9 protein-coding genes are annotated in these 13,140 nt (G+C 34.2%); 7 read left to right on the forward strand and 2 right to left on the reverse strand.

Annotated features, from left to right (window positions below; translation table 11 throughout):
• Positions 1 to 6: 6 nt before the first annotated feature.
• The 7 genes from AVL50_RS31535 (at position 7) to AVL50_RS31565 (ending at position 10,422) form a co-directional block, all read left to right on the forward strand.
• Positions 7 to 1,005 (forward strand): sugar kinase, encoded by a 999-nt coding sequence (locus AVL50_RS31535; RefSeq protein ID WP_062621870.1) that lies wholly within the window; start codon positions 7 to 9, stop codon positions 1,003 to 1,005.
• Positions 1,005 to 1,688: a bifunctional 4-hydroxy-2-oxoglutarate aldolase/2-dehydro-3-deoxy-phosphogluconate aldolase gene (locus tag AVL50_RS31540; protein WP_253764345.1), complete on the forward strand. Its 684-nt coding sequence runs from the start codon at positions 1,005 to 1,007 to the stop codon at positions 1,686 to 1,688. Before AVL50_RS31535 ends, AVL50_RS31540 begins: the two co-directional genes overlap by 1 nt.
• 373 nt (positions 1,689 to 2,061) lie before the next feature.
• Positions 2,062 to 3,453, forward strand: a complete 1,392-nt coding sequence (locus AVL50_RS31545) for a sulfatase-like hydrolase/transferase (protein ID WP_062621873.1) — start codon at positions 2,062 to 2,064, stop codon at positions 3,451 to 3,453.
• Positions 3,454 to 3,844: 391 nt separating this feature from the next.
• Positions 3,845 to 6,268 (forward strand): TonB-dependent receptor, encoded by a 2,424-nt coding sequence (locus tag AVL50_RS31550; protein WP_062621875.1) that lies wholly within the window; start codon positions 3,845 to 3,847, stop codon positions 6,266 to 6,268.
• Between the two features lie 277 nt (positions 6,269 to 6,545).
• Positions 6,546 to 8,228, forward strand: coding sequence for a patatin-like phospholipase family protein (locus AVL50_RS31555; RefSeq protein ID WP_062621877.1), 1,683 nt, complete (start codon positions 6,546 to 6,548; stop codon positions 8,226 to 8,228).
• Positions 8,229 to 8,596: 368 nt separating this feature from the next.
• Entirely contained in the window at positions 8,597 to 9,328 is a 732-nt protein-coding gene (locus tag AVL50_RS31560) for a YARHG domain-containing protein (protein ID WP_062621879.1), read from the forward strand.
• Positions 9,329 to 9,579: 251 nt separating this feature from the next.
• Positions 9,580 to 10,422 carry a hypothetical protein gene (locus tag AVL50_RS31565; RefSeq protein ID WP_157491753.1) on the forward strand — a complete coding sequence of 281 codons (843 nt, stop codon included), beginning with the start codon at positions 9,580 to 9,582 and terminating at the stop codon, positions 10,420 to 10,422.
• 38 nt (positions 10,423 to 10,460) lie between these two features.
• Here the strand turns inward: AVL50_RS31565 and AVL50_RS31570 are convergent, their stop codons facing one another.
• Both AVL50_RS31570 and AVL50_RS31575 read right to left on the reverse strand, forming a co-directional pair.
• The gene (locus AVL50_RS31570) at positions 10,461 to 11,714 is read right to left on the reverse strand and encodes an isoprenylcysteine carboxylmethyltransferase family protein (RefSeq protein ID WP_062621884.1); all 1,254 of its coding nucleotides are present in this window, start codon (positions 11,712 to 11,714) and stop codon (positions 10,461 to 10,463) included.
• Positions 11,695 to 12,582 (reverse strand): hypothetical protein, encoded by an 888-nt coding sequence (locus tag AVL50_RS31575; RefSeq protein WP_062621885.1) that lies wholly within the window; start codon positions 12,580 to 12,582, stop codon positions 11,695 to 11,697. Before AVL50_RS31575 ends, AVL50_RS31570 begins: the two co-directional genes overlap by 20 nt.
• Positions 12,583 to 13,140: the final 558 nt, after the last annotated feature.

Raw genomic sequence — 13,140 nt, forward strand, 5'->3', positions numbered from 1 at the left:
GGCAGGATGAAAAAGATAGTAAGTTTTGGAGAACTCTTGATCAGATTGTCATCTCCAGGAAATCAACGATTACAGCAAACCAAATCGCTGAATATTGATTTTGGAGGAGCTGAAGCCAATGTGGCAGTTTCATTGGGTCAATTTGGAGATCAGGTGAAGTACGTGACAAGAGTACCCAAAAATGATATGGTGCTGAGTGCAGTGAGACACTTGAACAGCTTTGGTGTAGAAACCTCAGATATACTTTATGGTGGCGATAGAATGGGTCTGTATTTTTATGAAAATGGCTCATGTGGAAGATCAAGTAAAGTGGTGTACGATAGAGCTTATTCTTCTACAGCTACCTTGACAAGAGGAATGCTGGATTGGGATACTATTTTCAAAGATGCTGACTGGTTTCATTGGTCGGGTATCACTCCGGCAGTTTCTGAAGGTGCCAAAGAAGCACTTTTAGAAGGCTTGGAAGAAGCCGCCAAAAGAGGCTTGAAAGTTTCAATGGATTATAATTTCAGGGGCAACTTATGGAAATGGGGAAAGACTGCTGAGGAAGTAATGCCAGAGTTGATGGAATACAATCATGTGATGTCAGGTACTCATCCTGATGTTGATGTATTGAATGATACCATTGAAGATTATCACTTTCAGCTAGAAGGAGATAAGATCATGAAGCGTTTTCCCAATTGTCAAATCGTAGTGTTCACTTCAAGGGGAGTTATTTCAAATAATCACAATACATGGAGTGGTGCTTTGTATGATGGAAAGCAAGTATATAGAAGTCAGCAATATGATCTAACACATATTGTGGACAGAGTAGGAGGAGGAGATTCCTTTATGGCGGCTTTGATTTATGGATTAAGAAACATCGAAACATTACAGGAAGTGATAGATTTTGCTATCGCAGCCTCTGCCATTAAGCATACCATTGAAGGAGATCAGAACATCTGTTCTGTAGAAGAAGTAAAACATTTTATAGCTACAAACGGAACCGGAAAAATAGTCAGATAATGAAATTTTCAAGAATAGAAGTTGCTTTAAAAATGAAAGAAACGGGTTTTGTTCCTGTATTCTTTCATAAAGATGTAGAAGTAAGCATCAATATTTTAAAGGCATGTTATGAGGGTGGAGTGAGAGTATTTGAGTTTACCAATAGAGGGGATAATGCTCATGAGATCTTTAGAAAACTTATTGATTATAGAAATGAGTTTTTACCAGATCTCGCTTTAGGAATAGGTTCAATCATTGATGCTCCTACCACCGCACTTTACATACAAACGGGAGCCGACTTTGTGGTCTCTCCTATTGTCAATGAAGAAATGGCAAAGATCTGTAACCGTAGAAAAGTGGCTTGGAACCCAGGTTGCGGTACTATTTCAGACATTTCAAAAGCAGAAGAATTGGGTGCTGAGGTAGTAAAAGTTTTCCCTGCTACACAGGTTGGTGGACCAGGTTTCATCAAAGCTGTGAAAGCACCAATGCCATGGACTAATATTATGCCCACAGGCGGAGTAAAGCCCACTTTTGAAAACTTGAAGGACTGGTTTGATGCAGGAGCCTACTGTGTAGGAATTGGAGGGCAGTTATTTGTCAAGTCAGAAGACGGAACGTTCGACTTTGAGCAAATAAAAAACTTAGTTCATGATGTACGAATATATATTGAAAAATTACAGTGTAAAACTGTAGATGTTTGATCACATTATTCATTCCATTAAAGAGGGCCATTTTTTTGGTCCTTTTTTTTCTTGATATTCAATTATGAATAAACTTTCTAAACTCTACTTTTAAGCTTCCTTTTTCTATTGATGAAAAATATAGCAAAAAATCTAGACTTAGGAGTCAAAAGCTAAATTCTACTCCTTTCGCCTCAATGATTTTAAACTCGCTAAAACTCAAATAGAAAATCATTTTTATAGGCTCAATCCATGAAATTCTTAACGCTTTTCTCTTCAAGGTCGGATGAGTACTACTAAACTAAAAGATTAAAATTCCACTATTATGAATGTTTAGCAAAAGTAGAATTCGTGACTAAAAGAGGACAAAAATTTAATTAAAAATAGAAATGAAATGAGACAATTACTTTTACTCACTTTGATATATCTATCAGGCAACTCACTCTTTGCACAAAAAGATAAACCCCAAAATATCATTATCATCCTCTCAGATGATGCAGGATACGCAGATTTTGGTTTTCAAGGCAGTACTGTTATGAAAACACCAGTATTGGATCAATTGGCAAAAGAAGGAACAGTTTGTACGCAAGCCTATGTGGCAGGAGCCGTTTGTGGACCTTCCAGAGCCGCATTATTAACCGGTAAATATCAACAGCGATTTGGTTTTGAAGAGAACAATGTTCCTGGTTATATGCAAAATTATTGTTTAGAAGATGATGATATGGGCTTGCCTTTAGAAGAAACAACAATTGCCGATTATATGAAATCATTGGGATACACTACGGGTATAATTGGAAAGTGGCATATGGGAAATAAAGACCAATTCCATCCTTTGAAAAGAGGTTTTGATTTCTTTTATGGATTTAGAGGAGGAGCAAGAAGTTATTGGGCTTTCAACAACAAGAACCCTAATCATAGAGAAGAAGATAAGATGGAACGTAACTTCAAAAATTATGAAGAGCCTGATGAATACTTGACAGATGCATTTGCCAATGAAACCATCGATTTTATCTCAAAAAATAAAAGCAAACCCTTCTTCCTATTTTTATCTTACAATGCTGTTCACGCTCCAATGCATGCGAAGAAAGAAGACCTTGCACAATTTCCAGAGTTAGAAGGGAAACGCAAAAAATTAGCTGCAATGACTTTGGCAATGGATAGAGCTTGTGGGAATATTTTGGAACATTTAGAGAAGGAAGGTTTAGCTGATAACACAGTGATTATTTATACGAATGATAACGGAGGTCCAACCGACGGAAATGCTTCTGACAATAGCCCATTGAGCGGAACAAAAGCGAGTCACTTGGAAGGTGGAATCCGAGTGCCATTTATCATTAAGTTACCAAATCATCAGCTTCAAAAGAAATATTCTAATCCAATCAGCACCTTAGACTTATTGCCGATGTGCTATACTATAGGTGGAGGAAATACAAGTGATTTGAACGGGATCGATGGAGTAAACCTTTTGCCTTATTTATCAAAAGAGAATAAAGAAAAACCACACCAAACGCTCTATTGGAAAAAGGAAAATAGAGGAGCCATTATACATAACAATTGGAAAATGCTCCGCTACCCTGACCGACCTGCAGAACTGTATGACCTGTCAAAAGATATTTCAGAAACCAACAACCTAGCTTCACAATACCCTGATGTGGTCAGAGATTTATACAAAAAGTTATTTGAGTGGGAAACTACGCTAGCAAGGCCACGCTGGCAATTGCAACGCAAATATGAAAAAGCAGCCATGGAACGTATTGATAAATACAAGAAGAAGGCAGTGCATTAGGGCATCGATATTTGATTATAACGATTTTGATTAAAGTAAATACACAAAGTACAAATTCAAAACAATCAATAGAATTAACTATGATTTATTTTTGACTTAGTACTTACGTCAAATAAGATACTTTTTCTTAGCATTCATCCTCTAAGTTTTCAATGACTATATCAAATAGAGCATGAGTTAAGAGAAAGTGTCTTTTTGGTTTAATGATTTTAGATATTTCTGAATAAGTTCTAGCCCAAAAATCACAATAACACAGTGTAGAATGTGTGATTTTGTTTATGTTGTGTTATAGTGATAATTATCATTATTTACGAATGATTAACATTCCTTTAGTCAATTATTTCATCTTCTAATTTTGATTCATTATTAAAAATAAGTCTAAATAAGAATAATGAAATCTAACTTCGCTTCATATATCTTTTCAACGATACTCACGCTATTCAGCTTACATCTCTATGCTGGCAATCCTATTAAGATTAAAGGACACATTACATCTGGTAAAGAGCATATTCCATTTGTAAACATCTCGGTCAACAATGGTCAGTTGGGCACAACAACCGATGAAACAGGCCACTTCATTTTAGAATTGGAGAAAGGTGAAACATATCATTTTACTGTATCTACAGTGGGATATAAAACGATAGAAATGGATTGGGAAGCTAGTACCAATCAAAAAGAATTACATATTGAATTGCAAAAAGACCTTCTAGAATTGAATGAGGTCATTGTATCAAGCAATAGAAGAGCACAAAGTAGAAACGAAACGTCTTCTGTTGTCAATGTAATAGGCAGTGACCTTTTCCAAAGTGCTAACTTTAAAGTAGCAGGTGAAGGTTTGAATTATGTGTCGGGTGCAAGAGTTGAAACTACTTGCGGTAACTGTGGTTCATCGGAGCTTCGCTTGAATGGTTTGGAAGGTCCCTATACTCAAATCTTGATTGATAGTCGTCCCGTTTTTAATGGATTGGTAGGTGTATATGGATTAGAGCAAATTCCGGTGGCAATGGTTGATCAGATTGAAATTGTAAGAGGTGGAGGTTCTGTACTTTTCGGAGCGAATGCTATTGGCGGTACAGTCAACATTTTGACCAAATCTCCTCAATTCAATTCTTATGAGGTGGGAACAAACTTCTCTTCTTTGAATGGAGAAGCGAGTGATTACAACGTTTACTTCAACACTTCATTGATTTCTAAAAATGAAAAAACATCAGGTTATGTTTTTGGTTCATATAGAAACAGAGATTCTTGGAATGCAAATCCGGATGATATCTACTATAAAATTGATGATGATGGTAACCCATACGGTGAGCCAATCAAAGATGACTTCTCAGAAGTAACGGCCTTAGAGACCATTTCAGTTGGAACCAAAATTTATCATCAATTGAATGATCAAAATAAGTTTACTTTTGATGCTAAATATATTAATGATGAAAGAAGAGGAGGAAACAAGTTTGACAAACCTTTTCATGAAACTGATCTAACGGAAGCTATCACAATGCATATTGGTAGTGCAAGTCTTACTCATGATTGGTTTAGTAAAAATAAAAAATGGCATTTGAATACTTATGCTATCGGTCAATTTGTAGATAGAGATAGTTACTATGGTGCACATCAAGCACCTGATGGTTATGGTTCAACAACTGGTAGTACTATTATAGGAGGTTCTCAAATGAGTTATGATATTGGTAAAGTAGCTGGTGGAAAGTCTGTTTTAGTGGTAGGAGCTGAGTTTATCAATGACCGTATTAACGATAAAAAATTAGCATACCTTGATGAAGAAACGGGGCAATGGACAAAAGATGCTACTGTTTCTGATCAAAATTCGAATACTTATGCAGTTTTTGCTCAACAAGAATGGACGAATGAAAAATGGTCTTTATTGACTGGTATTCGAATGGATTATGTAGACATTACTGATTTACAAAACCATGAAAATGATAAGAGTGTTCCTGCTGTAAATCCAAGAGTAAATTTGAAGTACAAGATCTTGAAAAACTTACAAGTCAGAGGTGGTTTTGCAACAGGTTTTAGAGCGCCTCAAATGTTCTCAGAAGACCTTCATATTGAAGTGACAAGCGGTCAAGGAGTAAGAACAGTTTTAGATCCAGACCTTAAATCAGAAACTTCAATTTCTTATAACTTGGCATTGGATTTAGATCAGCAAATTGGAAAGACACAGTTCTATTTCTTAGTAGAAGGTTTCCATACCACCATCAACGATCGTTTTGACAATCAATACCACTACCAAGATGATGGAACGTTGATTTTATTCAAGAGAAATTCCACTTCAAATGCAGTGGTAAAAGGGTTGAACTTTGAAACGAAAATTGCTCCAAGTGAATCATTGATGTTCCAAGCGAATTATACCATCCAATCATCACAGTATGGAGAGGAAAATCAATGGGGTGATGAGGAATCAAGTACTTCAAAAGAGATTTTAAGAACACCAAACCAATATGGTTCATTGACTGCCAATTATAAGATTACAAATCAATGGCAAGCGTCATTGACGGGTGTATATACAGGGAAAATGTTTGTTCCGTATCTGCCAGGTGGTTTCATCAATGGTGAGCTAACAGAAAATGAAGAATTGATTGAATCAGAATCATTTGTAGATATGGGCCTTAAACTAGCTTATACTACAAAATTAACAAAAGGTGCTAATATCCAAATTGGTGCTGGTGTGAAAAATATTTTCAACCAGATGCAATCTAATTTTGTAAGTGGAATAGATAAAGATGCAGGTTTCGTTTATGGACCTTATACTCCTAGAACATTTTATATCGATGTAAAGATTGGGAATTTATTGAATTAAGTTTTTTCTATCACAACATTAGCTTAGTGTAAGTGGGCATGAAATAGCAATTTAAAACATTTTTCATTGTATTGAATTCAATTTTCCGATTCCTTAATTGATAATTTACACTATGATAACACCTTGATATTCAGTTAAAATATCAAGGTGTTTTTTATATGGAATTAACTGATAGTTCACACATTGTTTTATCTCGTTTAGTACTTTTCAACTGAGTTGAATACAAAAGATATTGTTGAAGCTCTTATGATCACTACTCATCTCTATTGAACTAGATATGTCAGTAACTACTAAACAAAAATACAAAGTGGGACTTTGTATGGCAGGTGCAATTTCAGGAGGTGCCTACACCGCTGGAGTAATCGATTATCTCATTGAGGCACTAGATGCTTGGGAAGAGAAAAAGAAAAATGATAACTCCACTTCCATTCCAAACCACGATATCGAAATACCCATCATAGGTGGGGCATCAGCAGGAGGAATAACAGGGGTGATTTTAGCTTCTATTCTCAATGAAAAAATTCCTCATGTAAGAGAAGTGAAAAGTAAAAATATCTTAGAAAATATTACGACCAACAAACTATATCATAGCTGGGTAGATCTAACCAATGTCAATATGTTGAGTAGAATATTAGATACCAAAGACCTGAAAAGAACCAAAAAACTAGATTCTCTTATCAATTCTGATTTTATTGATGAAATAGCAGACAGAGCGATCAAAAATTGCAAGAATGAGCTAAAGAGAAATTATATTCCCGAAGACCTTAAAGTTTTTGTTACGCTTACGAATCTCAACGGATACGATTATAAATATTCTTTCAAAGGAAATGGAAAAAAATCAGACGATTTTTATGTAACGTACCACAACGATTTTGCTTGTTTTAAACTTGCCAAAGATGTCAAAGATTACAGTGATGATGGTTGGATTCCATTGAATTTCTTTAAAGACACTTCCCTCAACTTGGACCTTCTGAAAAGGGCCACTTTAGCTACTGGAGCCTTTCCTTTTGGTTTAAAATCTAGAAGTGTTACTCGAAAAGGGAAGTACATTATTGATAATAAATGGATCAATCAAGGTGCTGAGTTGGGTGACATCGGAAAAGAAGAAGAATGCGAAAACATTATTGTAGATGGTGGAGTGATCAACAACGAACCTTTTTTACATGTTGAGGAAGTATTGAAGGAAAAGAAAAATAAAGAATATGTGGTGCTGACAATTGATCCATTTCCTGAAGAAACCACACACGAACGAACAAATAAGAGAAAGAACAAAGAGATTAGAGATATAATGGGGCTCGCAGGACCTTTCTTAGAAACCTTAAGGCACCAAGCCAAGGTTAAACCCAAAATAGAAAATGAAACAAAGAATGCTAGCGCTTTAGAAAAGCATTATATTATTTCTCCTAAAAGAGGTGATTATTCTGGTGAGAAAGCAATTGCTTGTGGTTCATTGGGCGGTTTTGGCGGTTTTATCAGCAAAGAGTTTAGAATCCATGATTATTTTTTAGGCAGGGCCAATTGTCAGAAATTCCTCAAAGATTATTTTACTGTAGATATCCACAAAGAAGAAAATACTTTGGTGAAGGCGGGCTATGAGCAAATGCCTGAAGAGGAACAAAAGAAATACAGAAATGAAAAAGGTGAATACCAGATTATTCCCATCTTTGATTTCGATGAAACTGAAATGTACATGCCCAAATTCGGAAACGGTAATCATTTCCCTTCAGTCAGCACATTTTATCTTTCTTCCTTCCGAAAAGAGATTGGCAAGAGGGTCAAGGCCATTATGAAACTAGCCATTCCGAGTAGAATTACCTACAATATCCTTAAACAATTTTTACCGATTGACATGGTCATCGATTTCCTCACTAAAGAACTCAGCGATTGGCAATTAGTAGATATGCATCCCAACTCAACAGAACAGAGTGAAAGAAAAAGGATAAGGGATTTGAGAAGGTAATTTTTTAATTGTTAATTATTTTTAGTAATACTTATTTGGTCTTATCTACCTATAAGATAAATGATGACTTAGAGATAGAGTTAGTAGGAGGTGATATCTATAAGAATGAAGGTGGAAAGTAAAATAATTTGATTTAAGTTTTTGTTGATAAGTACCTGTTCAAAATTATCTATAGCTTAAATGCATTTGAATTAAACTCAGGTTTCGTTAAAATTTTTCGTCTTAGCTATGGCTAGGACGAAAAATTTTACCTTACCTGAGATCAATTCATTCTACATTTATAAACTATATTTAATTATGATCAGCTACTTATTTTGAAAATTCAAAGTTTTATCATTCATTGGTGTATAACTAATTTCTCCTTGAGTATGATTATTTTACACCCTATACAAAAATCAATAAATCTATTCCCTCTTATATTTATATTTTCTTCATTTTCAAATTTACAGGCCCAAACCATTGGTGGAGTTGAAGAAATTGATGACACCAAAGTGGTAGAATGGAATGTAACAGATGAGTCAGAATATATTGGCGTTTACAGTTTAGGGTATTCTGAAATGGAATATTCTTTGGTGATTCTCAAAGATAAAAATGATGTGGTGGCTCAGATTAAAAGAGGGGGATGGAGTGAAGGTGAACCTATGGCTTGGGTGATCAGTTATGAGACTTTGACTTATACTTTTATAAGAGGCAATAGATTCTTTTCAGATGAGTTTAATGGACAATTTGCAATTTATGATAATGGATCTGAAAGGGTGAGAGGCTTTAAGAGACTGGATTCGTTAGATGTGCATAAAGATTATGAATTTGGACAATGGTCAAGTAAGTTAGAGCATTACTTTTCAGGTCAGTACCCACAAGCTTCCACAAGATTTTTAACTTCTTCTGATCTTGAATCTTTGTCTAAAGAAGAATTACAATTGATGAGAAATGAAATCTTTGCACGCTATGGCTATAAGTTTATTGAAGGCGGAAAGATGGATCAACACTTTCAAGCATTAGAGTGGTATCAAGGGCAGCATGAATCAGTTGATAAATGGTTGACTGAATTTGAAAGAGAAAATATAGAACTTATCCAAGAATTTGAAAAGAAAAGGTAGTAAGTAGCGTCTTATTGAAAATGTAAAGAATTTGATTTTTATTAGAAATGTGTTTTTACTAAATTACGACATCAATTATGTCATACCTAAGAACGCGAGCTTCAATTAGCTGAAGTTACTGATTTCAATTCTTTTACTAAATACTAATGAAACTACTATCACTAATTACTCTTACTTCATTTTTCCTGATTTCCACTAATACATACTCGAGAACTATTGATAGTTTACAGAATTTTTTAGGAAAATATGAAATGCTCGAAAGTGAATATATCTACGAAGATGGACGGTATTCACCTCAGAAATCCATAGCATTAAGTTTAACTAAACAACTTAATGAAAAGGAACTAGTAGTATTACAATCCAGTGAAAATCTATTGGTCAGGTGCTATGCTTTCCAACAACTATGTCTGAATAATTCACTCAAAGTACTTACTGTAATTCAAAATAACATCTCTAATGGATTGAAAATAAGTAGGATTGATGGGTGCCTAATAACAGAGCAATTGTTGATAGAATATTATTTAGAATCATGCTTTACAACATCAAATCAGAGTATCCGAACAAAGTTATTTCATTTGCTTTACTCCTTTGGAAAAACGGATTTACTGACTAAATACACTATAGAGAGGATTCCAGTTAATGAACAAAATTATCCCTTAATAGAAAAAGCGATTTTAGAAGGCGACAATCGCTTCCTTTATTTATTTCTTTCCTACAGAAAAGGGAATTATGATAGAATGATCGAAAAGGCTGTTCAAAAGGATTCAATGAAAATAGCGACCATCGACTTATTTCAATTTATCAACAATGATGTTATTTTGAAAGACCTTTCCATTGTATTTTTAGAGCAAAATGACAGACTCAATCAATTAAGAAGAGAACAGGTTTTTTTGAACTTATTGAAGTTGGAAAAATTTGATTTAGTGATGGAATATAAAGACCTTCCAGAATATCAGAAGCCATTGTATATCGCTTTATATATGACATGCACTTTTCCGGAATTACGTCTAGAATTAGAAAAAAAATATCCATCTTTCACTAAAAGAGCAAGGCAACGAATTGATGGTAATTATCCTTCTGAGTTAACTTGGTAGTCATTATCTAAGAAATAGAATTTTTTCATGTTTAAAACTTACTCTTTCATTTCGCATTCCTCATTTCTATCAAAAATCATAGCATCTACAATTGATTGTAGTAAAAAACTTACTGGAAAAAAACGAATCAACCAACCTAAAGAAGCATAACCTAAATGAATATGCTCTAGTGCTTGACCAACAGCATTCACACCATTTTCAATATGACCATTCACATCAACATAAGTTACTTTTGTAAGGGGCTCTCCTTTGTAAGTAGAAGCAGGCTTAATATCGAGGTGAATACAATTTCTTTTTTGGAACCATTGTTCTATCTGTGAACATTGATGGCAGTTGGCATCAAAATAAATTGTCCCTTTGGGAATTGAAGTTGGAACCCAAAGGAAATACCATTTTGGTACTTCTTTTAAATAATTGGACCAAATATCCCCAAATCGATTTTCCATATCGTCATATTCGTGAAATTCAGAAACACCAATCACATAGGCTATGGAAATAACACTTCCTATAAGGAAAATGGGACTTTGATAATAATAACTCAAGGGTAAAAAAATAAAAGTCATAGACCATTGGATAGGGTTTCTGCAATAAGCATAGACTCCATTTCTTACAAGTTGTTTTGTAGGGTCATATGGAAATGGAGTACCGTTACCTTTAGTGACTAAATCTTGTACAGCAATTAGAGAGGGAAAGGCAATAATCATCAAAATTTGAAATTGTATTGATGACCAGTGGTATGTAGGTTGTGGAATTTGTTTATAAATAAAAAGGAGGAAAGGCAGGCAGACAAAGAATAACAACATCATTATCAAAACTTGAAAAGAAGCTCTTATTCCATTATACTTTTGATGATAGAAAATATAAGCCCAATAATATGCTGGTATAAAAACGAAGGCAATCATTATGATTTCTCCCCATATCCATTGTTCATGTAATTGAAGAATGCCATATTTCTCTAACTCTGGCATTATAATGATATCCACCCATAGAATGATGAGAATTAAAAACTTAAAGTGATGCTTCTTTAAGAACAATGTTGGAATAATACCCCATTGTACGGTCCATAGAAAATAAAAATCATAAGGCATCTTGATTTGATTTTCCTCAGAAAAAGCCCAAAATCCATTTTCCACCAAAAGATAGTTGACAATTGGCAATGTAGTTCCAACATAAATAAGACTATTAAAAATAGCCCAATTTTGTTGAACTTCTTGTTTCTTTTTCAATGAAAGCCATCCTAAAAAAAGAAAAGTAAGTACAATACAAATAGATCTAATTGTTGCTATTTCCATCAAAATAAGAATGGATTAAATGTTGGTTCATTACATTAACTACATAAGATTCAATTGGACCAAAGTACCATTTTGGACCAAGGTCACAAGTATAACTAGAAGTCCAAGTGACAATGCTTTGATGTTCTCGGTTTTCAATTTCTACAGTTACCTTTTTCCAAGTCAGCCAATGATTTATATGTGTGTCATCAGAAAGGATATTGAAGATGATTTTATGGGGTGCTACTTCATCAATCACTAAACTCAATGTTCCAATACCTTTGGTATTCGAAAGAAATTGAATATGCCTTTGATCCCCGACATTCAAACCTTCTCCTTTAATATTTTGTGGTTTAGGAAAACCTAAATTGAAAACCGATGGATAATCTTCTAAGAAATTAGGTTGTTGTTGTAATGCAGAAATAGACACCTGATGATCTAATATTTTTGAAGTAGTTACGGTAGTAACGGAAGGAGCAATGAGCATTTGTGAAGGTTGAAAGAGGACAATAATAATAGGAACTACAACCAAAGTATATGCCTTATTATCCTTTTTCTTATTAATGAGTTGAATGATAAATATGATTAGAAAAGTAATTCCGTAAAAGAGAGGAGCTGATATGATTATACAAATTGTTCCCTCCCCAAATAATATCGAAGCCATTAATAAAAACAGTGTAATTACTTGAAAAGCGACTCCGTAAGCAGTTTTAGGTGTTTTGGAATATTTGATGACCATCAGTGCAATCAAAGCCGGAATACCAATAAATAACAATGCAGTTTGTTCCAGGTGATTATGTTGAATAAATTCAAGCACAAGGCTTGTGATTACTAAAATCCCAATGATGATGTAGAGTCTTTTCTTTGCTTTTTCAGAGTTGGTATTCATGATTTAGAGTAGTCTTTAGTGAAAGAGTGCTGAAGGTAAAGATAAGGCATGTTGAGATGTGATGGTAATTTTCTCTATTAGTTTATGTTTAAAGTAGATAAGATTTTCTATAACGAGTGAAGGAAGTTTCAGTTGAATGCTGTCTCGTTTTCTTCTGAATTTTTAATTTTCTTCTTATTCCTCAATTAAATTTCTTTTTTCGGTAAGGTTCACTTTTTTTGTGCCAAAAAGTAGACCTTCTGATTAAAGGTTGATTGGCATTTTGTTACTAAATTTGATCCTTAATTGATGTGCCGTAATTAGCCATTTTTTACAGATTTACTCCATAAGCTAAATGTACTTCTTAAAAGAGATAGTGACTTTTCAATATCAGACCACCTTGATTGTTTTCTTTTTGATATAACTGAAAAACAGATTTATATAAACGTCAACTACGAAGTTCAAAAGGATCAATTTAACCGTAAAAAGAAGACTCATACAGTAAAGAACCATGCTTTTCTGACACAAATGGATATATCCATTATTTGGGAGAAACATATAATGGGAGTGTGCATGATA

Origin of the sequence: Flammeovirga sp. SJP92 (assembly GCF_001583495.1) — a bacterium.
GTDB lineage: Bacteria > Bacteroidota > Bacteroidia > Cytophagales > Flammeovirgaceae > Flammeovirga.